Here is a 24,228-nt window from a genome sequence, read left to right on the forward strand (position 1 = left end):
TGAGTAATGAGTCAGACCCGTCAAGGGCAGCCATGTTCCTTGGCGGGTGCCTGGGTCTCGTATTTGTCCAGGCCTTCCGGCCCGGAACGCTTGTTGAGCACCGGGTTGGTTTCCGCCTGCCAGTCAGCCTGGTAGCAGCCTTTGTCCGACTCGGACGGCGCAGGCTCCGGGGTGGCCTTCGGGTTACTCCCGCACGCCACCAGCGAACCTGCGACGATCAACAGCGCTAACGTCTTGACCATTTCAACACTCCCTGCCTGGTCAAACGGGCGACCCTCAGGCCTTGGCCCGGCTTTCCAGGACTTCAACGGCTGGCAGGACCTTGCCTTCGACGAATTCGAGGAACGCGCCGCCACCGGTAGAAATGTAGGAGATCTGCTCGGCCACGCCATATTTGTCGATGGCCGCCAGGGTGTCGCCGCCGCCAGCGATGGAGAACGCTGCGCTGTCTGCGATGGCCTGGGCCAGCACCTTGGTACCGTTACCGAACTGATCGAATTCGAACACGCCGACCGGACCGTTCCACAGGATGGTTTGCGACGACTTCAGCAGCTCGGCGAAGTTGGCAGCGGTCTGCGGGCCGATGTCCAGGATCATGTCGTCGGCAGCGACGTCAGCGATCAGCTTGACGGTCGCAACGGCGCTTTCGGCGAATTCCTTGGCAACCACCACATCTACTGGCAGCGGTACGCTGACCTTGGCGGCGATGGCGCGCGCGGTGTCCAGCAGGTCCGGCTCGTACAGGGATTTGCCGACCGGGTGACCGGCGGCGGCCAGGAAGGTGTTGGCGATACCGCCACCAACGATCAACTGGTTGCAGATCTGGCTCAGGCTGTTCAGCACGTCGAGTTTGGTCGACACCTTGGAACCGGCAACAATGGCCGCCATCGGCTGGGCCGGGGCGCCCAGGGCTTTGCCCAGTGCTTCCAGTTCAGCGGCCAGCAGCGGGCCGGCAGCAGCGACTTTGGCGAACTTGGCCACGCCGTGGGTCGAACCCTCGGCACGGTGAGCGGTGCCGAAGGCGTCCATCACGAACACGTCGCACAGGGCGGCGTATTGCCGGGCCAGTTCGTCAGCGTTCTTTTTCTCGCCCTTGTTGAAGCGCACGTTTTCGAACAGCACGATGTCGCCCGCTTTCACGTCGACACCGCCCAGGTAATCGGCTACCAGCGGCACTTCACGACCCAGGGCACGGCTCAGGTAGTCGGCGACTGGCTTGAGGCTGTTCTCGGCCGAGAACTCGCCTTCGGTCGGACGGCCAAGGTGCGAGCAGACCATCACGGCCGCGCCTTTTTCCAGGGCCAGCTTGATGGTCGGCAGCGAGGCCAGGATACGCGCATCGCTGGTGACAACACCGTCCTTGACTGGGACGTTGAGGTCTTCGCGGATCAATACGCGCTTACCTTGCAGATCGAGGTCGGACATCTTCAACACGGTCATGGGTCGCACTTCCTACGGTTTTTTTGAAGTTGCTGTTTGCAGATAGTGTTCTGCAACGTCCAGCATTCGGTTGGCAAAACCCCACTCGTTGTCGAACCAGGCCAGGATGTTCACCAGCCGTGGGCCGGAAACGCGGGTCTGACTGGCATCGACGATGGCCGAATGTGGGTCATGGTTGAAATCACAGCTTGCGTGAGGCAACTCGGTATAAGCCAGCAGGCCTTTGAGCGGGCCGCTGGTGGCGGCTTCGCGCAGGATCCGGTTGACCTCGGTGGCGTCGGTCGCGGTGGCGGTCTGCATCGTGATATCGAGGCAGGACACGTTGACCGTCGGCACCCGCACGGCTTTGGCCTGAATTCGGCCGGCAAGTTCCGGCAGCAGGCGCTCGATACCTCGCGCCAGACCGGTGGACACCGGAATCACCGACTGGAACGCCGAACGGGTACGGCGCAGGTCTTCGTGGTGGTAGGCATCGATGACCGGCTGATCGTTCATGGCCGAGTGAATGGTGGTGATCGACACGTAATCCAGACCAATGGCCTGATTCAGCAGACGCAACAACGGCACGCCGCAGTTGGTGGTGCAGGACGCGTTGGACACCAGCAACTCGTCGCCAGTCAGGCAATCCTGGTTCACGCCGTAGACGATGGTCGCGTCGACGTCCGTCTCGCTGGCCATCGGCTGGGAAAACAGCACACGCGGGGCGCCGGCGTCGAGGAAACGCTGGCCGTCTTCGCGGGTGTGGTAAGCGCCGGAGCACTCCAGCACCAGATCGACGCCCAGGGACGCCCAATCGATGCCTTCGGGGGTGGCACTGCGCAGGACCTTCACGCAGTCGCCATTGATATGCAGACAATCGCCGTCGACCTTCACTTCGCCAGGGAACCGGCCGTGGGTGGAGTCGAAGCGTGTCAGGTATTCGATGCTGGCCATGTCCGCCAGATCGTTGATCGCGACAATCTCGAACCCAGCCGTCGAGCCTCGCTCGAACAACGCACGCAAGACGCAACGACCAATCCGGCCGTAGCCGTTGAGTGCAACTTTGTAGGGACGCGGTTGAGGCATGGGGTTCTCGATAGACGCGGGCGGATCGAAATCTCGTTAACTTCACAAACCCTGTAGGAGCTGCCGCAGGCTGCGATCTTTTGACCTTGATCTTAAAAACAAGATCAAAAGATCGCAGCCTTCGGCAGCTCCTACAGGGGACCGCGGTGGTCGTGAAACCACCGCGTCGTGCTTAGTCCTCCAGCAGCTCTTCAGCCTGACCCAGGATGTTTTCCAGGGTGAAGCCGAACTCTTCGAACAAGGCCGAAGCAGGCGCCGACTCGCCGTAGGTGGTCATGCCGATCACGCGGCCTTCCAGGCCCACGTACTTGTACCAGTAGTCCGCGTGAGCGGCCTCGATGGCGATACGGGCGCTGACCTGCAACGGCAGGACCGATTGCTTGTAGCCTGCTTCCTGGGCATCGAACACGCTGGTGCACGGCATGGAAACCACGCGAACCTTGCGGCCCTGCTCGGTAAGTTTGTCAAAGGCCTGAACGGCCAGGCCGACTTCCGAACCGGTGGCGATCAGGATCAGCTCAGGCTCGCCCGCGCAGTCTTTCAGCACATAGCCACCACGGCTGATGTCGGCGATCTGGCCGGCGTCGCGGGTCTGGTGCTGCAGGTTCTGACGGGAGAAGATCAGGGCCGAAGGACCGTCCTTGCGCTCCAGTGCGTATTTCCAGCTCACCGCCGATTCAACGGCGTCGGCTGGGCGCCAGGTATCGAGGTTCGGCGTGCAGCGCAGGCTGGCCAGTTGCTCGATTGGCTGGTGAGTCGGGCCGTCTTCGCCCAGACCGATGGAGTCATGGGTGTAGACGTGGATCACACGCTGCTTCATCAGGGCCGACATGCGTACCGCGTTGCGGGCATATTCCATGAACATCAGGAAGGTCGCGCCGTAAGGCACCAGGCCACCGTGCAGGGCAACACCGTTCATGATCGCGGTCATGCCGAACTCGCGCACGCCGTAGTACATGTAGTTGCCGCTGGCGTCTTCGGCGGTGACGCCTTTGCAGCCTTTCCACAGGGTCAGGTTGGAACCGGCCAGGTCAGCCGAACCGCCGAGGAACTCAGGCAGCAACGGGCCGAACGCGTTCAGGGCATTCTGGCTGGCTTTACGGCTGGCGATGGTTTCGCCCTTGGCCGCCACTTCGGCGATGTAGGCCGAGGCTTTTTCGCTGAAGTCAGCTGGCAGGTCACCGCTCAGACGACGCACCAGTTCGCTGGCTTCAGTCGGGAACGCGGCGGAGTAAGCGGCGAAACGCTGGTCCCACTCGGCTTCCACGGCGCGACCTGCTTCCTTGGCATCCCACTCGGCGTAGATATCGGCCGGAATTTCGAACGGACCGTGGTTCCATTTCAGCGCCGCACGGGTCAGGGCGATTTCCGCGTCACCCAGTGGAGCGCCGTGGCAATCTTCCTTGCCTTGCTTGTTCGGCGAACCGAAACCAATGGTGGTCTTGCAGCAGATCAGGGTTGGCTGCTCGCTTTTACGTGCAGTGTCGATCGCCGTCTTGATTTCTTCCGGGTCGTGACCGTCGACATTGCGGATCACTTGCCAGTTGTAGGACTCAAAACGCTTCGGCGTATCGTCGGTGAACCAGCCTTCGACTTCGCCATCGATGGAGATGCCGTTGTCATCGTAGAAGGCGATCAGCTTGCCCAGGCCCAGGGTACCGGCCAGGGAAGCGACTTCGTGGGAAATGCCTTCCATCATGCAGCCATCACCCAGGAACACATAGGTGTGGTGGTCGACGATGTTGTGACCAGGACGGTTGAATTGCGCCGCCATGACTTTTTCAGCCAGGGCAAAACCCACGGCGTTGGCCAGGCCCTGGCCCAGTGGACCGGTGGTGGTTTCGACGCCCGGGGTGTAGCCGAGTTCCGGGTGGCCCGGGGTGCGGCTGTGCAGTTGACGGAACTGCTTCAGGTCGTCGATCGACAGGTCGTAGCCGGTCAGGTGCAGCAGCGAGTAGATCAACATCGAGCCGTGGCCGTTGGACAGCACGAAGCGGTCACGGTCGGCGAACGATGGATTGCTCGGGTTGTGCTTGAGGTAGTCGCGCCAAAGTACCTCGGCGATATCCGCCATACCCATCGGGGCACCGGGATGGCCGCTGTTGGCTTTTTGCACGGCATCCATGCTGAGGGCACGAATGGCGTTGGCACGCTCACGACGGCTAGGCATCGCTGTTCTCCTGGGGGCTTGAATAAAACGAAACGGAAAAAAGGCGAGCATTTTCCCTCACCGGGACGCCTCGGGGCAATGATAGATAGTCATCTGAAGGCGTTTTTCCAATGGATAACGACGGTTTCGCTTGGTGAAACCTTTCCGCCATCCGTTTGTTGACAGAAGCTAACGTTAAGAAGTGCCATCTATCGAGCAATATCAAAACTTTTTGATATTGCTCTTGCGATGCCTTCGACCCGTGACTAGACTGCCGGCCTTATGAATTTACGCGTGCCATCCATTCAACACGACGATTGCGATGAGCTGGCGGCCTTGTGCAAGGCTGGCGGCGATCCTCTGCGGTTGAATGTTTTACGCGCACTGGCCAACGACTCGTTCGGCGTACTGGAGCTGGCGCAGATCTTCGGCATCGGTCAGTCAGGCATGAGCCACCACCTCAAGGTACTGGCCCAGGCCGACCTGGTGGCGACGCGCCGCGAAGGCAACGCGATTTTCTACCGTCGCGCCCTGCCCCACACCGAACTGCCGGGTGGCAAATTGCACGCCGCCTTGCTCGAAGAGGTGGACAACCTGACGCTGCCGACTGACGTACAGTCGCGCATCGCTCAGGTCCATGGGCAACGGGCGGCCGCCAGCCAGGACTTTTTCTCACGGGTGGCGGAAAAGTTTCGCGCCCAGCAAGACTTGATCGCCGGCCTGCCGCAATACCGCGAAAGCGTGGTGGCCCTGCTCGACAAGCTGAGTTTTGACAAAGACGCCACGGCCATTGAAGTCGGCCCCGGAGACGGCGCATTCCTGCCGGAACTGGCGCGCCGCTTCGCGCAGGTGACGGCGCTGGATAACAGCAGCGCAATGCTCGAACTGGCGCGCCAGGTCTGCGAACGCGACAAGCTGACTAACGTTAGTCTGCAATTGGCCGATGCATTGAACGGCGTCAGCCTCAAGGCCGATTGCGTTGTACTGAACATGGTGCTGCACCATTTTGCCGCGCCGGCCGATGCGCTCAAGCACATGGCCAATTTGCTGCAATCAGGCGGTAGCCTGTTAGTGACAGAGTTATGTAGCCACAACCAGAGTTGGGCCAAGGAGGCCTGCGGTGATCTCTGGCTGGGGTTTGAACAGGACGATCTGGCCCGTTGGGCCACCGCTGCGGGACTCGTTCCCGGGGAAAGCCTCTATGTAGGCTTACGTAATGGTTTCCAGATCCAGGTCCGCCATTTTCAGCGACCGGCTGGCGACACTCACCATCGGTAATTTCAGGAAAACATCGAGATGAGCGAATACTCCCTTTTCACCTCCGAGTCCGTGTCTGAAGGGCATCCGGACAAAATCGCCGACCAGATTTCTGATGCGGTGCTGGACGCCATCATTGCTGAAGACAAGTTCGCCCGTGTGGCGTGCGAGACTCTGGTGAAAACGGGCGTGGCCATCATCGCCGGCGAAGTCACCACTTCGGCCTGGGTTGACCTGGAGCAGATCGTTCGTGACGTGATCACCAACATCGGCTACACCAGCTCCGACGTCGGCTTCGACGGCGCGACCTGCGGCGTGATGAACATCATCGGCAAGCAGTCCCCCGACATCAACCAGGGTGTCGACCGTGCCAAGCCTGAAGATCAGGGCGCCGGCGACCAGGGCCTGATGTTCGGCTACGCCAGCAATGAAACCGACGTTTTGATGCCAGCACCGATCACCTTCTCGCACCAGCTTGTACAAAGGCAAGCCGAAGCCCGTAAATCCGGCCTGCTGCCCTGGCTGCGCCCGGACGCCAAGTCGCAAGTGACCTGCCGTTACGAAAACGGCAAGGTTGTCGGCATCGACGCCGTCGTTCTGTCGACCCAGCACAACCCTGAAGTGTCGTACAACGACCTGCGCGAAGGCGTGATGGAGCTGATCGTCAAGCACGTGCTGCCTGCCGAACTGCTGAGCAAGGACACCCAGTTCCACATCAATCCGACCGGCCAGTTCATCATTGGCGGCCCGGTGGGCGACTGCGGCCTGACCGGTCGCAAGATCATCGTCGACAGCTACGGCGGCATGGCCCGTCACGGCGGTGGCGCGTTCTCCGGCAAGGATCCATCGAAGGTTGACCGTTCGGCGGCCTACGCCGGTCGTTATGTGGCCAAGAACATCGTCGCTGCCGGCCTGGCCGAGCGCTGCGAGATCCAGGTGTCCTACGCCATCGGCGTTGCCCAGCCGACGTCGATCTCGCTGAACACCTTCGGCACCGGCAAGATCAGCGACGACAAGATCGTCAAACTGGTCCGCGAAGTATTCGACCTGCGCCCATACGCGATCACCACCATGCTCGACCTGCTGCACCCGATGTATCAGGAAACCGCTGCGTACGGCCACTTCGGTCGCACCCCGGCGACCAAGACCGTGGGTGACGACACCTTCACCACGTTCACCTGGGAAAAAACCGACCGCGCCGACGCCCTGCGTTCTGCTGCCGGCCTGTAAGGATTCCCCGCAACACCCGAAGCCCCGCACGGTTCGCGCCCTGCGGGGCTTTTTTATTGGGATTCGCTTTACACCGCGTCGCAGCCTGCTCGCGAAGTGGCCAGCACAGCTACCGGAAATACCCGGCAAAAACACCCCTCTGCGCGCCACCCCATACTGACCTAGCCTTCACGCACCTCACCGAGCAAGGACGCTCAAGATGCTTCCCGACCTGCGCCTGTTTTTCGCCGTTCTACTGACCTTTACCTATCTGACCGCCAGCGCCGCCGAGTGCCCGGCCTGGCCACCCGAACGCGCCCGGAACGAAGTCGACAAACTGCAACAGCAAATCGACCTCTGGGACGACAGCTATCACCGCCTGGGACGTTCACTGGTCGCCGATGAACTCTACGACCAGTCCCGCGCGCGACTCACCCAATGGCGCCACTGCTTCAACCTGAGCCCGTCCGCAGACCCCTTGCGCACCGCGCGCGGCACCTTGCCCCACCCCATCGTCCACACCGGCCTGGACAAGCTGCACGATCGGCCCGCCGTGGAAAAATGGCTGCGTGACCGGGTGGACGTCTGGGTCCAGCCTAAAATCGATGGTGTGGCGGTGACCCTGGTTTACCGCAACGGCCTGTTGGCCCAGGCAATCAGTCGTGGTGACGGCCAGAGCGGTCAGGACTGGACGGTTCCTGCGCGGCTGATTCCGGCCATCCCGCAACGGCTATCGCAGGCCCGGGACTTGATCGTGCAAGGCGAACTGTATTGGCGCCTGACCGATCATGTGCAGGCCCGGGCCGGCAGCCTCAATGCCCGCGGCTCGGTGGCCGGCCTGATGGCGCGCAAGGTCTTGAGCGCCAAACAGGCCGCCAACATCGACTTGTTTGTCTGGGACTGGCCCCAAGGGCCGTCGAGCGTGCCCGAGCGTGCCGCGGCGCTGACTGCGCTGGGCTTCCCGAATACCACGGCATACAGCCAGCCAATTACTTCAGTCATCGATGCCGAACGCTGGCGCGAACACTGGTATAGCTCCCCCCTGCCCTTTGCCAGCGACGGTGTGGTCCTGCGTCAAAACCAGCGCCCAGCCGCCGAACGCTGGCAGGCCAGGTCACCCTACTGGGCCATTGCCTGGAAATACCCCTTCGCCAAGGCACTGGCCGAAGTCCGCCAGGTTCACTTCAAAATCGGCCGGACCGGGCGGATCACTCCGGTACTTGAACTGACCCCGGTGAAGCTCGATGACCGGCAGATCAAACACGTCAGCGTCGGTTCGTTGCAACGCTGGCAGACGCTGGACATCCGCCCGGGTGATCAGGTTGCCATCAGCCTGGCCGGGCTGACCATTCCCAGGCTCGATAGCGTTGTATTGCGCAGCAGCGAGCGCGCCGAATTGAACGCACCCCTGGCAGAGGACTTTCATTCATTGAGTTGCTGGCAACCGACTCCAGGCTGCGAGAGCCAGTTCCTCGCGCGCCTGACCTGGCTCAGCAGCAAACAGGGCCTGGCGCTGCCCAATGTGGGTCCGGGGACTTGGGAAAAACTTCTTGCAACAGGTCGCCTGAACAGTCTGCTGGATTGGTTGACCCTCGATGCCCAAGAGCTTGCTACCATTGACGGTTTCGGCGAGCGCAGTGCGCTTCGCCTTGCGGACAGCTTCAGCCAGGCCCGGCAACGCCCGTTTATACACTGGCTCAAAGCCTTGGGATTACCGCCGACAGGCCAGGCGCCTCTCGGCGACTCATGGCAGGCACTGGCCCGGCGCGACATCGAACAATGGCGGGCCGTGGCCGATATCGGGCCAGGGCGCGCAGCGCAACTGAACGCTTTTTTCCGCGATCCGCAGGTTCTGGCCTTGAGTGAAACGTTACGTGATGCGGGGATTGACGGCTTTTAGCGGTCGACCCTGCACCCACCGGGAACCCCAGGAGACCGCTGGGCTCCAACAAGCCATTGCCACACCGGTCTGCTTGCTTTCCTACATGGAGCTTTTATGAAACTTCTTTCACCGCTCGCCCTGTTGACCCTTTGCAGCGTGCTGGCCACCCCGTTGATGGCGGACGAGGAAGCGCCGGGGCTGACCGGTTGCGCCGCCAAGAAGCAAGGTATCGTCAACCAGATCGAATTGGCCAAGGTCCACGGCAATGCCGATCAGCAGGCCGGGCTGGAAAAGGCCCTGAGCGAAGTCGAAGCCAACTGCACCGACGCCTCGCTGAAGAAGGAACGGGAAAACAAGGTGCTCGACGCCAAGCACGAAGTCAGCAAGCGTCAGGCGGACCTCGACAAGGCCATGAGCAAAGGCGACCCCGACAAGATCAACAAGCGCAAAGACAAACTCGCCGATGCCCGTAAGGAATTGCAGAACGCATTGGATGAGCTGGATAAGTAAGAACGGATAACGAACAAAGAGCTTTGGTATTGCCGAAGCAGCCTTCGTCAGACCGAGCAACACCAATCAATGATCCCGAAACGCCTTATGACAAGCACTGCAAGCATCTTCGACTTTCTGCACCGCCGGCCCCAGATTGCTAGCCTTGTAGGGCTGGACCTGGCTGGCAATCACCAATTCACCGGTGGCGCCTTCAAGGTCACGGGCCATTGCCTGAAAACGTGTCTGTTGCTCCCAGACATCGCTCTTGGCGCTGGTGTGATCCTCTTCGCGCACTTGCGGAAAATGCTGCCACGGCTCACGGGACAACGCATCGAGCTTCACCGCGCCTTCGGCGAACTTAGGACCATCGAACGCAATGCGTCCACGCAACATGCCGCCCAGGTCTTCGCCAGTTTTGAGCATCTGCTTGAAAATGGCCTTGCGCTGGCCGAGCGGCGAGTTGGGGTCGATACCGCCACAAGCGGACAGCGTCAGGCAGGCCAGCAATACAACAGAAAGTCTTTTAAGAGTCATGGTGGCTTCAGGTCACGGGAAACGGCGGCCAGTATCCTCGCGTCATCGGCAAAGACCAATAGCCCTATTATCAACAAGGGTTGCTTGAGCACATGGAGCGCTCAGGCAACCGGCAAAGGAATCACTCCATGAACAGCCGTTTCAAGGCATGGCGTCACAGCCTGGCCTGGACCCTGCCGATGGTGGCCCTGCTCGCAGGCTGCACCGGTGGCGACAAACAACAACCGAAAACCCACGCCCTGGCCACCTACTCCAGCGCCACATGGGAAGCACTGCCGGCGGTGTCCGACAGCGATCTGGTCGCCGGTTTCGGCTCCTGGCGCAGCGCCTGCACCCGACTCAAGGCGGACCCGGTCTGGGGTGGCACCTGCGCCGCGGCTGCCAACGTGCCGCAAACCGCCAGCGACATTCGCGGTTTTCTCCAGCAGAACCTCGATGTCTATGGCCTGCGCGCCGCCAACGACAACCCCAACGGCCTGATCACCGGCTACTACGAACCGGTCTATCCCGGGAGCCTGACCCAGACCGGCGCTGCCAATGTCCCGGTCTATGGCGTCCCCGAAGACATGATCATCGTCGCCCTCGACAGCATTTACCCGGAACTCAAGGGCAAGCGCCTGCGCGGGCGACTCGAAGGTCGCGTGCTCAAGCCGTACGACGATGCGGCAACCATCGAGAGCAAAGGGGTCAAGGCGCCGGTCGTGGCCTGGCTGACCGACCCGATGAACCTGCAGTTCCTGCAAATCCAGGGGTCGGGTCGTATCCAGCTCGACAATGGTCGCCAGCTGCGCATCGCTTACGCCGATCAGAACGGCCATCCGTATCGACCGATCGGCCGCTGGCTGGTGGAACAGGGCGAGTTGAAAAAAGAAGACGTGACCATGGGCGCCATCAGCACCTGGGCCAAGGCCAATCCTTCGCGCATTCCCGAACTGCTCGGCAGCAACCCCAGCTACGTGTTCTTCACCCGAAACCCGGACAGCAATGAAGGTCCGCGCGGCTCGCTGAACGTACCGCTGACCGCCGGCTACAGCGCGGCGGTGGATCGCAAGGTGATTCCGCTGGGCAGTCTGTTGTGGCTGTCCACTACAAAACCGGACGGCACGGCCCTGGTTCGCCCCGTGGCAGCGCAGGACACTGGCGGCGCCATTGCCGGCGAGGTTCGGGCAGATCTGTTCTGGGGTACCGGCGATGCGGCCGGGCAACTGGCCGGGGACATGAAACAGCAGGGACAGATCTGGATGCTCTGGCCCAAAGGTGCAGTGCTACCGCAAGTGCCGCAGGTGGCGGACAAACTTTAACGTCAAAAGATCGCAGGCTTCGCCAGCTCCTACAGGCACATTCGACACCCGGTAGGAGCTGGCGAAGCCTGCAATCCTTTGATCTTGCCTTTAAACCGACGCCACAAAGAAACTCACGATCAACCCCATCCCCAGCAACCACATCAACGACCGCAGCGTCGCCAGGTCCGTCAGATAGAAAATGATGTAAAGCAGACGGCTGGTGATGAACAACACCGACAGAACATTGATTGTCACCAATTCGGCGTTGCCCGCCAGGTGCGCCACGATCACCGCGGCTGCGAACGCTGGCGTCACTTCAAAACTGTTCAACTGCGCCGCATTCGCCCGCTTGCCCAACCCCTCCAGGGAATCGAGAAACCCTCGTGGATCATGATTGTCTTTCAGTCTGTACCCGCCACTGACCTTCGCGACACCCGTGCACAGATATGGCAGGAAGATCGCAATCAAAATGCACCACAGAGCAACCGTCATAAAGCAGTCCCTTCTTCACGTTTCAGAACAGTCAAAATTTCATGATCAATATACCGATCAGCACCAGCCCACAGGCTAAGAGGCGCGGCCCGCCAAAAGGTTCTTTGAGGTAACGCATGCCAAACAGTACCACCAGGATTACGCTGATCTCGCGCAACGCCGCTGCCTCTGCAATCGATCCCAATTGCATCGCCCACAGCACCAGAGCGTAGCTGAACAACACGCAGAACCCGACGGCCAGGCCCAGTCGCCACTGCTCGCGCCAGAACAACATGAACGCAGGCCGTTTGCGCACCAATGCCAACAGCGGAAAAGGCCAGGCACTGAGCAAGGTGACCCAGACCAGGTAATCCAGTGGATGGGACCAGCGCCGCAATGCCTGCCCGTCGATGTAGGTGTAGCAACCGATGCACAGGCCGATCAGTGCCACCACCGGCAACATTGACCACGGCAAACGCGCTCCGCCGCCGCCCTGCCAGAGCAGACACAACATGCCGAACGGAATCAGCAGGATGCCGAAAATCTGCTGATGGGTCAGCACTTCCCCGGCAAAGATCAGCGTCAGCGCCAGCACCACCAACGGCGAGAGGCCGCGCATCAATGGATAGACCAGCCCGAGGTCGCCGACCCGATAGGCCTGGATCAGCAAATAGCGATAGAGCAACTCGAACGCCGCCGATGCCAGGATCCACGGCCAGATCTCCAGCGGCGGCACACTCAGGAACGGCAACATCAGCACGACAAAGAGCAGCGCCACGCTGTCCATGCAGGCCACTACCAACAGTCGCTCGGCACTGAACTTGATCAGGGTATTCCACGCCGCATGCAACAGCGCCGCCACCAACACCAACGCAGTCGCAAGCACGACCCACTCCTTTTGTTGTCTCCACGATCCTTGTTGGGGTGCAGAGAATTGATTCGCCATATTTCAGTGTCTGTTTATACTGCAAGCGACCACGCCGCACTCAGTTGCGCACAGACTAATTCCAAAAAAATTCTGCCCGGCCCGCTCTCATCGAGAACGGTCGTCGGCCTGCGTATGCCTGATCACAGCGTCAAGACTACCGACAGAGACCTTGCGCATGCCACTCGCTTTGCTTGCCCTCGCTGTTGCCGCCTTCGGCATCGGCACCACTGAATTCGTCATCATGGGTCTTTTGCCCGATGTCGCCCGCGACCTCAGCGTGAGTATTCCCGATGCCGGATTGCTGATCACCGGCTACGCCCTGGGCGTGGTGTTCGGTGCGCCGATCCTCGCGGTCGGCACCGCCAACATGCCCCGCAAGGCCACGCTGTTGGGCATGACGCTGATGTTCATCCTCGGCAACATGCTCTGTGCACTGGCGCCGAACTACGCCACGCTGATGGCCGCACGCGTGATCACAGCACTGTGCCACGGCGCATTTTTCGGCATCGGTTCGGTGGTGGCTGCCGGGCTGGTGGCCCCCAACAAACGGGCTCAGGCGATTGCCATGATGTTCACCGGCCTGACCCTGGCCAACGTGCTCGGCGTGCCACTGGGCACCGCACTCGGGCAATACGCCGGCTGGCGCTCGACCTTCTGGGCGGTGTCAGTGATCGGGGTTCTGGCGGCGATTGCGCAATGGGTCTGGCTGCCGAAAAACATTGCGATGGATAAAGCCAACCTGGCCAGCGAGTTCAAGGTGCTGGGCAAGGCCAACGTGCTGCTGGCCCTGGGCATGAGCGTGCTGGCCTCGACCAGCCTGTTCAGTGTGTTCACCTATATTGCGCCGATCCTGCAGGACATCACCGGTGTCAGCCCCCACGGCGTCACCATCATGCTGTTGTTGTTCGGTGTTGGCTTGACCGCCGGCAGCATGCTCGGTGGTCGTCTGGCGGACAGCCGCTTGCTGCCTTCTCTGGTGGGCATGGCGCTGGCGGTTCTGGTGGTGTTGGCGGCCTTCACGCAAACCAGCCATTCGGTGATCCCGGCGGCGATCACGCTGGTGTTGTGGGGGACATTTGCCTTCGCCCTGTGCCCGATCCTGCAACTGCTGATCATCGACCAGGCCCACGAAGCACCGAACCTGGGTTCGACCCTGAACCAGAGCGCCTTCAACCTGGGCAACGCGGCCGGCGCCTGGATCGGCGGGCTGGTGGTGGCCAGCGGCGCCGACCTGGCAGACCTGCCCTGGACCGGCGCGCTGGTCAGCGGGCTGACCGTACTGACCGCGTTGTATTTCATCTATCGACAACGCCGCGCGACCAGCCCGATCAATGCAACCGGCTGAATCCGGCAACACGCCCAGGCTCAGTCCCGCGGGTCAAGGCAACTAAAGGGTCGGGCTTTTCAGCTCACAGGTTCCTGACTGAAAAACAGTTGTTGCGCCGATTTCAGGTCAAGGGTGGAGCGCATCAGGCTCAGCCGTCGCTCCAGATCACGGGCCTCGCCCAAACGTTGCTCGAAGCTCAGATAGGGATCGGCGTAACGGCGCAGATAGGCTTTGGAAAAGTCCACGCCACTGCGGCTGACGGTGCCTGCAGGATAGCGAAAGTGGGCGAACCAGATGATTTGCGGGGGTGTCACGGCGTCGCCGGAGGGGGCCACCTTGCTGATATAGAAGCAGCGAAACAGCGGCGCCCTGCCTCCGCCCGATACGATACCGCTACCGGGTACTTCCTTGATTGATATGACGCCCTCGGCCAACAGGTCCTCGACCCCCGCCGTCGTCGGTTCACGGGCCAGCACCATACGTGCATACGCCTCACGGGCGAGTTTTTTCAAGTCGTTGGCCTGGTCAGTCATCTGTTGGTGCCACTGCTTGTCGATCGGCTCTTCACCTGCAAAGTGCTCGCGCAGTTCCAGCATGCTTTCGGCCAATGTCTCAAGTTCCCTCCTGATAGTGCGTGGCGCCAGGCGCAGATTGGCTTCCAGGGTCGGTAGCCGTTCCTTGCGGCGCTCTCCGAGTTGCTTGAGTTCAGCCGCCCTGAGGTAGTGCAGGGCACTCGATGCGGCCCCCCCTGGCACTCGGCGCAACCTCCAGTCCACCTGGCCGGATGTCGTGATTTTTTCAAAGGTCGCGTAGACCCGCCGGCTGTAGGGATCGGTAAAGGTCACAGCATCGCCAATGTCAGGATTGAGTGACTTTTCGCCGATAAGCGCCCCCCACTCACGGCTTTGGACCCTGAGCGTTTGCCTGGCGAACTGCTTTTTCCGCGTTTCACCTGCACGCTGCGCATATTGCTTGAGGACATCCTTCAGGACATTTCCACGCAATTGCTGCAGGTATTTTCGAAAGTCATTGAATGCGGCCTGGTCTAAAAATTCGCCTGACGCTTCGCTCAGTCTGCCCAGCCGGACATCGGCCCAGGCAAGTGCGTCGATCACGTCATTCATCACCCGAATCCGCGTCTCCAATTCCGGGCGTTCTGCGCCCTGCAACCGTCGATAGGTCGAGAGCTTCACCTGGCAGAGCAGTGTGATCTGCACCAACTTTTCCAGGGCCTGCCCTACCGTGGATTGCTTGAGGCAATACAACATTTTCGGGCGCAAACCGGCTTCTTGCCAGGCGACCATCGCCCCCTGGTCAGCCCAGGGGGCGACGTCCAGTTCGCTGAGTTGAGCATCGCCGGTAACGGCCGTTTTTCGCATCTGCCCAAGCAGTAGATACGCTTGCCGATGGAGGCCGATGACCTGCTCATGAAGCTTGCCCAACTGAAACAGGGCGAGGCGGTTTTGTGAGGTGATGGACGTACGGCCAAAATCACTCAGGCTCAGGACGCTGATATCCTGTTGCGGCCCGCCCAACTCCGTATAACGTAATTGCCGCAGTGCCGTCTTGAGTTCGATTTGCTTGCGCAGGCAATGGATCTGCCGGCCAAGGAATGCACTGCGCAACGTCGAAAACCCGCTCACGACTTCAAACCGACGACGCTGTTCGAGCAACTCCAACAGTTGTTTCGCCCGGCCTCCCAAGGTTTCAACCCTGGCGAACTCACCGCTGAGCTGCCTGATACCCGTTGCAGGGTCTTGAACGTTACCGAGCGCCTCCTGCGTATTCACCTCCACCGCGGACTGTCCGTCGAATTCGGCATAGAGCTCATCAAATCGCGCCTTGAGTTCAACGCCCGCCTGAGCAGTGGTCGACGCCTGTACGCCCGAGCTCCCCCCGAGCAAGCGCAGTCTCAGGTCCAGCATCCATCCCCCCCGGCCATTGGACTTGAGCCAAGGTCCCGGACGCCCATCGCCCTCTGCCGACGCAATCCGAACCCCTTCGGAGAACCTCGTCACCTTGAACCAGTCATCCTTGACCCGGACATACAACTGGCCAAGGGCATCATGCAACCCTGTGTTCAAGCCGCTGCTGATCGACTCGGCTCGTTGGGGTTCGGATACCGTAAAGGTGTTCAGGCTGGCCTCCTGGGAGGCCGTCAATCGACTGGAGGGCGTTATCCAGCCATAGTCGACCCGTGCGGTCGACATGCAAAAGCCGCCCGCGACGGATGTTTGCGGCGCCAGCACCTGGGGATTGTCTGATGCGACGACGGGAGTAATTGCTTCGCCCGGCGTTACTTCTGCTTCAATGATCCTGGCGCCCTGCGACGTTTCCTGAGTTTCGCTGGAGGACGCTTCATCCAGAGGGCTTTCGATGTTTGTGCGCGAGTAATGCGCCGTCACCAACGCCATGTTCATCAGGAAACCGGCCATGGCCACCTCCTTGCCTTCTGCCTTTTTGCCGCGGACCATATTGATTTGCTGTTGAACGTCCCATGCCACCAACAACCAGCCCACCGCCGCTAGCGGCCCCGTGACAAACGGCATGACACTGTTCAGCCCCAGGTACAAGCCCTCCTTGCGGCGCGCCCAGCGGTTTTCGCTGTTGGACACCGACTGCCGGTCCGCTTGTTCCATAAGCGCCTGGACCTGACTTTTATAAAGGTGATCACCGTAGTCGCCTTCGACCTCCTCGCGCCCAAGCTGGGCCGGCTTGCTGGTCATGGCGTCGATCAACATTGTCAGGCCATCGATACTGTTGAAGTGGGGATCCTGGAACCCGCCAGCCTGATAAGTCGCACGGCCAGTCTCGCTCATCCAGGCCAGGACCTGTTGCTGCAACTGACCAGGTCGCTTGATGGCCTCGAACAATGCCTGATGACTGAAAAATGCCTGCAACTTCGTTGCGCTCATCGGGCAGTAGAGGATTTGCGGCCCCTGATCGAAATCCTTGGGACCGATCACAAACATGTTCGTCACGCTGTCCGGTTCGCTCAAGGCACCCGCCTTGAACGTCAGCGGTCGCAACACGATAGCCTTCTGTGCCACGTAGCGATCCTCGGCCCGCTTGCTCATGACCGCCACGACCATCTGGTAGGCGGCGCGCGTGAAACCCGCCTGACCGCGAGCAAACAATTCCAGGGCGAGCATGGGTAACTCAATGCGCAATTGCTGGAGAAAGCGACGACGCCGCAAGCTCACTTCAACCGCGTCATCTTTGAGCGAGGAGGCAATAAGGGCGGGATAGTTCTGGCCGATATCGAGATCGCTGATCCACTGCTTGATGGTATCGGGCGTCATCCATGAGGGCACCGCGCTGCCGTCCCTGCGCTTGAGGGTGATGGAACTGCCCGGCAGGCCGCCGAGATTTTCCAGGGCGACATGGAGCAAAGTGGTGATGACTCTCACCGGAAAACCGCCTGCCGCGGAAACACCCCTGACGGTATGAATGGTGATCATCACGTCATCGGGCTTGAGCGTCTCGGGCTGTGGATACTTGTCCATGAGCTTTTCCCGGGTGTAATCGAGAATCGATGGCAAGCCGTCGTTGAAGAACTTCCAGTCCGCCCGTTTGAACAGCGTGCCCAGCGCTTCGAAGTACTCGCTGAACAAGCCACGGACTTCACGATTGGCCTGTTTCAGCCAAAGTGGCATGGCCGCGTACAGTCGTTGCAGGTCGCTATGTGGCTTGAGATCAAGGCTGTCAAAGTCACCGGTCGCCAACTCGTGAGCCCGGTCCAGCAAGGCCGCGCTCCAATAGGGTGAGCCACGGCCATGGGCGACAGCGTATTCAAGGTCGGCCAGTTGCTTGACCAGAAAGGTCAAGGCGAAACCGTCGAAAATGTTTGTATCGGGTTCAAACAAGCGCCATTGCATCAAGCTCTCGGGCGACAGTCCGGTCATACGATTGAATAACGCCGCCCCCAGCGCGGCCAGGGAAGCAAACACCTCGATACCCGCAGCCAGGGTAAACAGGACGACGTCGGTGGTAGCGTCCTGAGTTGATACCAGCACCATGCCCCTGAGCAGCTCAAACTGCTCGCCGCCCTGCTTGCCCCATTGATCGATCAGATACGCACGGGTCGCTCCTGTGCGCAGGTTGTTATCCGGCGTTAGCAGGACGTCCGCTATCATCTGTTGCTGCTTGGCATTGAGCGTTGGTGTCTGGCGGGCCACGTCCCTGAGCGCCTCCTTGAGCAGTGCAGCCAGAAGTTCGAAGCGTGATTGCGCGGTTTCCGACAGTTCGCTCCAGTCATCCAGCAACGCTTGCTGGCAAAGCTGGGTCAAACGGGTACCACCGGCATTGACGGCGGTCTGGGCATCGAAGTTCTTCAGTGCGCCCGGCACCACAGGTTGCGCATCGGGCTGATCCGTAATGACCTGGCCTTCACTGTAATCAACCAGCTTGTCATCGACGAAGCGGTTGATCAGTTCATCCGTCATGGAGGAGCGGCTGAACCGCGTTTTGCGGACCGTACTATCGACATATTCGTAATGCGGTGACATCAGTACCGGGGTGCTGTCAGTAATCACCAATTGCGGATAATTGCAGCGCAGAGTCTTCTGCAGGTCACGGGCGGCAACCACCTGCAATGAGGAGCGGGCGGCAAACAGCGTTTGAATCTTTCGGGCGACCGCCAACAGGGCGGTCAAATGCGGAGGGAGTGAGGGGGTGGCCATTAATCGAGTCCTTGATCGAGAAGCGGGCCCTGTACGCAGAGTTCGCCAGTCAGCCCGTGCACCAGCGTGGCTCACGCAGCAACTGCAAAGGTGGTAGCCGGTTACCACCCGTGCCGTACGAACATAGGCTCTTCATGGCGAATCATCGCTTCGTTTCTTGTCCGGAGGGGCAGCCCCGGTTTCGCTGCGAATCTGCGCATGGCTGATCAGCGCGAAAATAAAACTGCCACCGATGATGTTCCCCACCAGCGTCGGCCCGGCGAACACCAGCCAGAAATCACTCCACGGCAGCTCGCCGGCAAACACCAGATACGAAACCTCCAGCGAACCGACCACGATGTGGGTGAAATCCCCCAGCGCCATGAAGTAGGTGATGAGGATGATGATCCACATCTTGGCGCTCTCCATGGACGGGATCATCCAGACCATGGTGGCGATCATCCATCCGGAAATGATGCCCTTGGCGAACATCTGGCTGGCGTGGTTTTCCATGACCTTGCGGCCGATATCGAGGAAGGCGACATCGGTCTTGCTGTCGAAAATCGGCAGTTCCAGCATCACGTACGCCACCAGCAAGGTGCCACAGAGGTTGCCGACCAGCACCACCGCCCACAGTCGTAGCAGCCGGCCGAAGTTGGCCAGCGTCGGTTTGGTCATTACCGGCAGCACGGCGGTCAGAGTGTTTTCGGTGAACAGCTGCTGGCGGGCCAGGATCACCGCGAGAAAACCGGCGCAATAACCGAAACTCGCGATCACCTTGAACCCTTCGCCATCCGGCAGACGCGAATTGAGCAACCCCATGCCCATCAGCGACAGGCCCATGGTTAACCCCGCCGCCAGCGCCGACCACCACAACGCGCCAATGCTGCGGTCCAGTTCCTGATCGCCCTGGGTACGGATGATCTCGTGCAGCACCGCGGCGCGGGGTGGCTGGCTCTTTTCGACTTCGTGCTCTTCTTGCGCCGAAAGGTTCGGGGTCTTGCCGTCTTGTGCCGAGTTCATGGGATGCGCAACCGGTGGCGGGCTATTTAGCTACGACACGCGCCGATCAAGTTACGTTCGGTAGGAGCTGCCGAAGGTTGCGATCTTTTGACTTGGATCCTGGCGTCATCACTGACTGCTTAAAATCAAGATCAAAAGATCGCAGCCTGCGGCAGCTCCTACGGGGCTCGTCTTACGAGCCGACGTCATCATCCTTGAACTGATCCTTGACGTACTTGATCTCGGTCCGGCCGTGAGGTGCCGGCAAGCCGTCTTCACCGAGGTTCACGAACACCATTTTTTCAACGGTGAGAATGCTCTTGCGGGTGATCTTGTTGCGTACTTCGCACGTCAGGGTGATCGAGGTGCGACCGAACTCGGTAGCGGTAATGCCCAACTCGATGATGTCGCCCTGGCGCGAGGCGCTGACGAAGTTGATTTCGGAGATGTACTTGGTGACCACACGCTGGTTGCCCAACTGGACGATGGCGTAGATCGCCGCCTCTTCGTCGATCCAGCGCAGAAGGCTGCCGCCGAACAGCGTGCCGTTGGGGTTGAGGTCTTCGGGTTTTACCCATTTGCGGGTGTGGAAATTCATGTTCACTCCTGAGCGTCTTGCCGAATGATGCTGACCATCATGGCAGAGCCCGACCTAGAGCTCTATTGAGCGTCGTCTATGGTCTCGATTACCGTTCGGACATTGACCGACAGAAACGCTTTGGAAGATCGGCAGAGCCCGCTATAATCGCCACCGTTTCAAAACGGTAACCTCTACTTGATACCGTTTCCCGCCACCTGTCCGAGGGGCGCTGCAGCAGGTTCGACCTGTCAGGCTCGGATGGGGCGTTGCCTGGCCTTCAGTGGCTGGACACTAAACGCACAACGGCGCCCATTCGCATACATTACGAATGGAGGCTCTTCATGAGCGCTGTTATCACGCCTGCAGATTTTACCGACTACAAAGTCGCCGACATGTCCCTGGCTGCCTGGGGCCGCCGCGAAACCATCATCGCCGAATCCGAAATGCCGGCCCTGATGGGTCTGCGTCGCAAGTACTCCGAAGAGCAACCGCTCAAGGGCGCGAAGATCCTCGGCTGCATCCACATGACCATTCAGACTGCCGTGCTGATCGAAACCCTGGTTGCCCTGGGTGCCGAAGTGCGCTGGTCGTCCTGCAACATTTTCTCGACTCAGGATCAGGCCGCCGCTTCCATCGCCGCTGCCGGCATCCCGGTTTTCGCCTGGAAAGGCGAGACTGAACAAGAGTACGAATGGTGCCTGGAGCAAACCATCCTGAAAGATGGCGCGCCTTGGGATGCCAACATGATCCTCGACGACGGCGGCGACCTGACCGAACTGCTGCACAAGAAGTACCCAGCCGTTCTGGACCGCGTCCACGGCGTGACCGAAGAAACCACCACCGGCGTTCACCGCCTGCTGGACATGCTGGCCAAGGGCGAGCTGAAAATCCCGGCCATCAACGTCAACGACTCGGTGACCAAGAGCAAGAACGACAACAAGTACGGCTGCCGTCACAGCCTGAACGATGCGATCAAGCGCGGCACCGACCACCTGCTGTCCGGCAAGCAAGCGCTGGTCATCGGCTACGGCGACGTGGGCAAGGGTTCGGCCCAGTCCCTGCGTCAGGAAGGCATGATCGTCAAAGTCTCCGAAGTCGACCCGATCTGCGCCATGCAAGCCTGCATGGACGGTTTCGAACTGGTTTCGCCGTTCATCGACGGTATCAACACCGGTACTGAAGCAAGCATCGACAAGGCACTGCTGGGCAAGATCGACCTGATCGTGACCACCACCGGTAACGTCAATGTTTGCGATGCAAACATGCTCAAAGCCCTGAAGAAGCGCGCTGTTGTCTGCAACATCGGCCATTTCGACAACGAAATCGACACCGCTTTCATGCGCAAGAACTGGGCATGGGAAGAAGTGAAGCCGCAGGTTCACAAGATCCACCGTACCGGCGCTGGCGATTTCGACCCGCAGAACGACGACTACCTGATCCTGCTGGCCGAAGGCCGTCTGGTTAACCTGGGTAACGCAACCGGCCACCCGAGCCGCATCATGGACGGTTCGTTCGCCAACCAGGTTCTGGCGCAGATCTTCCTGTTCGGCCAGAAGTACGCCGACCTGTCGCCAGCCCAGAAAGCCGAGCGCCTGACCGTTGAAGTACTGCCGAAGAAACTCGACGAAGAAGTGGCCCTGGAAATGGTTCGCGGCTTCGGCGGCGTTGTGACTCAACTGACCAAGACCCAGGCCGACTACATCGGCGTGACCGTCGAAGGTCCGTTCAAGCCGCACGCTTACCGCTACTGATCGGATCTGCTGCCTGCTCTCCCTGTGGGAGCGGGCTTGCCCGCGAAAGCGATTTATCATTCAACATTAATGTCGACTGACCCACTGCTTTCGCGAGCAAGCCCGCTCCCACATGGGATGTGCAAGCCTCACAGGCTTACGCGTTTTCAAGGGTATTCCCATGTCCCAAGATCGTCGCTACAGCTTCGAGTTCTTCCCTACGAAGACCGATGCTGGGCAAGAAAAGCTGCTGGCCACTGCTCGCCAGCTGGCCGCCTACAACCCCGATTTCTTCTCCTGCACCTACGGCGCCGGCGGTTCGACCCGTGATCGCACGCTGAACACCGTGTTGCAGCTCGAAAGCGAAGTCAAAATCCCTGCCGCTCCGCACCTGTCCTGCGTGGGCGATAGCAAAGCTGACCTGCGTGGCCTGCTGGCCCAGTACAAGGCCGCCGGCATCAAGCGTATCGTCGCCCTGCGCGGTGACCTGCCTTCGGGCATGGGCATGGCCAGCGGTGAAATGCGCCACGCCAATGACCTGGTTGAATTCATTCGTGAAGAAACCGGTGATCATTTCCACATCGAAGTCGCCGCTTACCCGGAAATGCATCCGCAAGCGCGCAATTTCGAAGACGATGTTGCCAACTTCGTGCGCAAGGCCAAGGCTGGCGCCGACAGTGCGATCACCCAGTACTTCTTCAACGCCGACTGCTACTTCTACTTCGTGGAACGCGTGCGGGCGCTGGGCGTGAACATCCCGATCGTGCCGGGCATCATGCCGATCACCAACTACAGCAAGCTGGCGCGCTTCTCCGATGCCTGCGGTGCGGAAATCCCGCGCTGGATCCGCAAGCAACTGGAAGCCTACGGCGACGACACCCAGAGCATTCAACGCTTTGGCGAACAGGTCATCACCGAGATGTGCGAACAACTGCTGCAGGGTGGCGCTCCAGGGCTGCACTTCTACACCCTGAACCAGGCTGAAGCGAGCCTGGCGGTGTGGAACAACCTGAAGTTGCCGCGTTAAAAGTCGTTAAAGCACGATTAAAAGATCGCAGCCTGCGGCAGCTCCTACAGAGAAATGTGTATTCCCTGTAGGAGCCGCCGCAGGCTGCGATCTTTTGCTTTCAACGCACTATTAATGTGCGGCAATCCACGGAGTTAGAGCATCTGCGGTCAGTTTCTGGCTCTTTCCGGTTTCTCGTCGTAATCTCAGCCCATGCCTTTGATCACGCAGCTAATCGCCGTGCTTGTCTTCACTTGCCTGAGCCTCACCGCCCGGGGCGAGAAGCTGCGCATTGTCACGGAACCCTGGGCGCCCTACGTATACGAAGACAACAACGGCAAATCCCTGGGCCTGGACTACGAAACCACCGCCATTGTCTTCAAGCGCCTGGGCATCGAAGTGGAGTGGCAGTTCCTGCCATGGAAACGCTGCCTGTCGATGCTGGAGACAGGCCAGGCCGACGGCGCGCTGGACATCTTTCACAGCGAAGAACGCGAAGCGACCCTGCTCTACCCCAGCGAACCCCTGTCTGAAGTCCAGTTCGTGATGTTCTACGCCAATGAACGGCCCCATCCGTTTCGCACCCTCGATGACTTGCAAGGCCTGACCATTGGCACCTCGCCGGGTTACCTTTACAGCAAGGATTTCAGCGATTCGACGTTTTTCACCCGCGAGCCGGCCCCTACCCATGAAGCCAACTTCGGCAAACTGGTGCGCGGACGGATTGACCTGCTGATCACCGACCGCCGGGTCGGTCAGCATTTGCTCGACGAACTGGGCATCCGCGACAAGATCACCGAAAACCCCACGATCATCAGCCAGCAAAGCCAGTTTCTCGCCGTGCGGCGCAATGCGGGCATGGATCTGCTGGTGCAGCGTTTCGGCGCCGAACTCAAGCGTTTCAAACGTGAGCCCGCCTACGCTGAACTGAGTGCCCGCTACGGCGCGGAACCGGCAGCCAGCGTGAAGACTGAAAAGGCCACGGTTGCCACGGAAAAAACCGTTGAGCAGCAGGAAAGCGGCGCGCAGTGATTGCTCTGTTATACTCCGGCCTTCCCGCCAGGCTCACGCCCGGACGCTCGGAATCGTTAAAGGCATCTCAACCCCGCTACTGCGCAGCTTTCAGCCCGCGCGAGCGCTTGCAGACGAGCCTTCGAGACCCAGCAGGACCGGACGGGATTGCGTCCTCTTAAACGCGATTCGCGCCAGGCA

The 24,228-nt window shown here is 60.3% G+C and carries 19 protein-coding genes and 1 riboswitch; of the genes, 9 read left to right on the top strand and 10 right to left on the bottom strand.

The window, feature by feature from the left end; all coding sequences use genetic code 11:
* Positions 1–20: 20 nt before the first annotated feature.
* From ACM6G4_RS08095 to tkt, 4 genes are all read right to left on the bottom strand, one after another.
* A complete protein-coding gene (locus tag ACM6G4_RS08095; protein ID WP_056726539.1) occupies positions 21–242 on the bottom strand; it encodes a hypothetical protein in 222 nt (73 codons plus the stop codon).
* A 34-nt stretch (positions 243–276) separates the two neighbouring features.
* Positions 277–1,440 (bottom strand): phosphoglycerate kinase, encoded by a 1,164-nt coding sequence (locus ACM6G4_RS08100; protein WP_056726538.1) that lies wholly within the window; start codon positions 1,438–1,440, stop codon positions 277–279.
* A gap of 12 nt (positions 1,441–1,452) precedes the next feature.
* Positions 1,453–2,505, bottom strand: a complete 1,053-nt coding sequence (gene epd, locus ACM6G4_RS08105) for an erythrose-4-phosphate dehydrogenase (protein WP_056726537.1) — start codon at positions 2,503–2,505, stop codon at positions 1,453–1,455.
* A 172-nt stretch (positions 2,506–2,677) separates the two neighbouring features.
* Positions 2,678–4,675 carry a transketolase gene (tkt, locus tag ACM6G4_RS08110; RefSeq protein WP_056726536.1) on the bottom strand — a complete coding sequence of 666 codons (1,998 nt, stop codon included), beginning with the start codon at positions 4,673–4,675 and terminating at the stop codon, positions 2,678–2,680.
* A 261-nt stretch (positions 4,676–4,936) separates the two neighbouring features.
* On the opposite strand from tkt, the gene ACM6G4_RS08115 reads away from it, so the two are divergent.
* From ACM6G4_RS08115 to ACM6G4_RS08130, 4 genes are all read left to right on the top strand, one after another.
* Complete coding sequence (locus ACM6G4_RS08115) at positions 4,937–5,932, top strand: ArsR/SmtB family transcription factor (RefSeq protein WP_056726535.1); 996 nt, start codon at positions 4,937–4,939, stop codon at positions 5,930–5,932.
* A gap of 18 nt (positions 5,933–5,950) precedes the next feature.
* Entirely contained in the window at positions 5,951–7,141 is a 1,191-nt protein-coding gene (gene metK, locus ACM6G4_RS08120) for a methionine adenosyltransferase (protein WP_008050251.1), read from the top strand.
* 199 nt (positions 7,142–7,340) lie between these two features.
* Positions 7,341–9,020 carry an NAD-dependent DNA ligase LigB gene (gene ligB / locus ACM6G4_RS08125; RefSeq protein WP_414913445.1) on the top strand — a complete coding sequence of 560 codons (1,680 nt, stop codon included), beginning with the start codon at positions 7,341–7,343 and terminating at the stop codon, positions 9,018–9,020.
* A 96-nt stretch (positions 9,021–9,116) separates the two neighbouring features.
* Positions 9,117–9,512: a DUF1090 domain-containing protein gene (locus ACM6G4_RS08130; RefSeq protein WP_056726532.1), complete on the top strand. Its 396-nt coding sequence runs from the start codon at positions 9,117–9,119 to the stop codon at positions 9,510–9,512.
* A gap of 66 nt (positions 9,513–9,578) precedes the next feature.
* Here the strand turns inward: ACM6G4_RS08130 and ACM6G4_RS08135 are convergent, their stop codons facing one another.
* Positions 9,579–10,028, bottom strand: a complete 450-nt coding sequence (locus ACM6G4_RS08135; protein ID WP_056726531.1) for a c-type cytochrome — start codon at positions 10,026–10,028, stop codon at positions 9,579–9,581.
* 128 nt (positions 10,029–10,156) lie between these two features.
* Between ACM6G4_RS08135 and ACM6G4_RS08140 the strand changes: the two genes are divergently transcribed.
* The gene (locus ACM6G4_RS08140; RefSeq protein WP_414913446.1) at positions 10,157–11,329 is read left to right on the top strand and encodes a murein transglycosylase A; all 1,173 of its coding nucleotides are present in this window, start codon (positions 10,157–10,159) and stop codon (positions 11,327–11,329) included.
* 90 nt (positions 11,330–11,419) lie between these two features.
* Here the strand turns inward: ACM6G4_RS08140 and ACM6G4_RS08145 are convergent, their stop codons facing one another.
* Both ACM6G4_RS08145 and ACM6G4_RS08150 read right to left on the bottom strand, forming a co-directional pair.
* Positions 11,420–11,803 (bottom strand): MAPEG family protein, encoded by a 384-nt coding sequence (locus ACM6G4_RS08145; RefSeq protein ID WP_414913447.1) that lies wholly within the window; start codon positions 11,801–11,803, stop codon positions 11,420–11,422.
* Positions 11,804–11,834: 31 nt separating this feature from the next.
* Positions 11,835–12,668 carry an EamA family transporter gene (locus ACM6G4_RS08150; RefSeq protein WP_056726528.1) on the bottom strand — a complete coding sequence of 278 codons (834 nt, stop codon included), beginning with the start codon at positions 12,666–12,668 and terminating at the stop codon, positions 11,835–11,837.
* Between the two features lie 217 nt (positions 12,669–12,885).
* On the opposite strand from ACM6G4_RS08150, the gene ACM6G4_RS08155 reads away from it, so the two are divergent.
* Positions 12,886–14,055 (top strand): MFS transporter, encoded by a 1,170-nt coding sequence (locus ACM6G4_RS08155; protein ID WP_414913448.1) that lies wholly within the window; start codon positions 12,886–12,888, stop codon positions 14,053–14,055.
* A 59-nt stretch (positions 14,056–14,114) separates the two neighbouring features.
* Here ACM6G4_RS08155 and ACM6G4_RS08160 read toward each other — a convergent pair whose 3' ends face one another.
* The 3 genes from ACM6G4_RS08160 to ACM6G4_RS08170 all read right to left on the bottom strand — a co-directional run bounded on the left by ACM6G4_RS08160 (position 14,115) and on the right by ACM6G4_RS08170 (position 20,298).
* Positions 14,115–18,719 carry a dermonecrotic toxin domain-containing protein gene (locus tag ACM6G4_RS08160; RefSeq protein WP_414913449.1) on the bottom strand — a complete coding sequence of 1,535 codons (4,605 nt, stop codon included), beginning with the start codon at positions 18,717–18,719 and terminating at the stop codon, positions 14,115–14,117.
* 132 nt (positions 18,720–18,851) lie between these two features.
* On the bottom strand, positions 18,852–19,721 hold the full coding sequence (locus ACM6G4_RS08165; RefSeq protein ID WP_414913450.1) for a formate/nitrite transporter family protein: 870 nt from the start codon (positions 19,719–19,721) through the stop codon (positions 18,852–18,854).
* Positions 19,722–19,893: 172 nt separating this feature from the next.
* Positions 19,894–20,298, bottom strand: coding sequence for an acyl-CoA thioesterase (locus ACM6G4_RS08170; RefSeq protein ID WP_056726525.1), 405 nt, complete (start codon positions 20,296–20,298; stop codon positions 19,894–19,896).
* A 197-nt stretch (positions 20,299–20,495) separates the two neighbouring features.
* A riboswitch (S-adenosyl-L-homocysteine riboswitch) is annotated at positions 20,496–20,598 on the top strand.
* Between the two features lie 23 nt (positions 20,599–20,621).
* Between ACM6G4_RS08170 and ahcY the strand changes: the two genes are divergently transcribed.
* From ahcY to ACM6G4_RS08185, 3 genes are all read left to right on the top strand, one after another.
* The gene (ahcY, locus tag ACM6G4_RS08175) at positions 20,622–22,031 is read left to right on the top strand and encodes an adenosylhomocysteinase (RefSeq protein ID WP_056726524.1); all 1,410 of its coding nucleotides are present in this window, start codon (positions 20,622–20,624) and stop codon (positions 22,029–22,031) included.
* 160 nt (positions 22,032–22,191) lie between these two features.
* Entirely contained in the window at positions 22,192–23,037 is an 846-nt protein-coding gene (metF, locus tag ACM6G4_RS08180; protein ID WP_056726523.1) for a methylenetetrahydrofolate reductase [NAD(P)H], read from the top strand.
* Positions 23,038–23,229: 192 nt separating this feature from the next.
* Positions 23,230–24,048 (top strand): substrate-binding periplasmic protein, encoded by an 819-nt coding sequence (locus tag ACM6G4_RS08185; RefSeq protein WP_414913451.1) that lies wholly within the window; start codon positions 23,230–23,232, stop codon positions 24,046–24,048.
* Positions 24,049–24,228 lie beyond the last annotated feature (180 nt).

The sequence above is a fragment of the Pseudomonas sp. IT-P258 genome, assembly GCF_949767825.1.
GTDB lineage: Bacteria > Pseudomonadota > Gammaproteobacteria > Pseudomonadales > Pseudomonadaceae > Aquipseudomonas > Aquipseudomonas monachiensis.

Bases quoted from the DNA above. Each gene is read 5' to 3' on its own strand.
- ACM6G4_RS08095 (WP_056726539.1), bottom strand. From the start codon at position 242: ATGGTCAAGACGTTAGCGCTGTTGATCGTCGCAGGTTCGCTGGTGGCG.
- ACM6G4_RS08100 (WP_056726538.1), bottom strand. From the start codon at position 1,440: ATGACCGTGTTGAAGATGTCCGACCTCGATCTGCAAGGTAAGCGCGTA.
- epd (WP_056726537.1), bottom strand. From the start codon at position 2,505: ATGCCTCAACCGCGTCCCTACAAAGTTGCACTCAACGGCTACGGCCGG.
- tkt (WP_056726536.1), bottom strand. From the start codon at position 4,675: ATGCCTAGCCGTCGTGAGCGTGCCAACGCCATTCGTGCCCTCAGCATG.
- ACM6G4_RS08115 (WP_056726535.1), top strand. From the start codon at position 4,937: ATGAATTTACGCGTGCCATCCATTCAACACGACGATTGCGATGAGCTG.
- metK (WP_008050251.1), top strand. From the start codon at position 5,951: ATGAGCGAATACTCCCTTTTCACCTCCGAGTCCGTGTCTGAAGGGCAT.
- ligB (WP_414913445.1), top strand. From the start codon at position 7,341: ATGCTTCCCGACCTGCGCCTGTTTTTCGCCGTTCTACTGACCTTTACC.
- ACM6G4_RS08130 (WP_056726532.1), top strand. From the start codon at position 9,117: ATGAAACTTCTTTCACCGCTCGCCCTGTTGACCCTTTGCAGCGTGCTG.
- ACM6G4_RS08135 (WP_056726531.1), bottom strand. From the start codon at position 10,028: ATGACTCTTAAAAGACTTTCTGTTGTATTGCTGGCCTGCCTGACGCTG.
- ACM6G4_RS08140 (WP_414913446.1), top strand. From the start codon at position 10,157: ATGAACAGCCGTTTCAAGGCATGGCGTCACAGCCTGGCCTGGACCCTG.
- ACM6G4_RS08145 (WP_414913447.1), bottom strand. From the start codon at position 11,803: ATGACGGTTGCTCTGTGGTGCATTTTGATTGCGATCTTCCTGCCATAT.
- ACM6G4_RS08155 (WP_414913448.1), top strand. From the start codon at position 12,886: ATGCCACTCGCTTTGCTTGCCCTCGCTGTTGCCGCCTTCGGCATCGGC.
- ACM6G4_RS08160 (WP_414913449.1), bottom strand. From the start codon at position 18,719: ATGGCCACCCCCTCACTCCCTCCGCATTTGACCGCCCTGTTGGCGGTC.
- ACM6G4_RS08165 (WP_414913450.1), bottom strand. From the start codon at position 19,721: ATGAACTCGGCACAAGACGGCAAGACCCCGAACCTTTCGGCGCAAGAA.
- ACM6G4_RS08170 (WP_056726525.1), bottom strand. From the start codon at position 20,298: ATGAATTTCCACACCCGCAAATGGGTAAAACCCGAAGACCTCAACCCC.
- ahcY (WP_056726524.1), top strand. From the start codon at position 20,622: ATGAGCGCTGTTATCACGCCTGCAGATTTTACCGACTACAAAGTCGCC.
- metF (WP_056726523.1), top strand. From the start codon at position 22,192: ATGTCCCAAGATCGTCGCTACAGCTTCGAGTTCTTCCCTACGAAGACC.
- ACM6G4_RS08185 (WP_414913451.1), top strand. From the start codon at position 23,230: ATGCCTTTGATCACGCAGCTAATCGCCGTGCTTGTCTTCACTTGCCTG.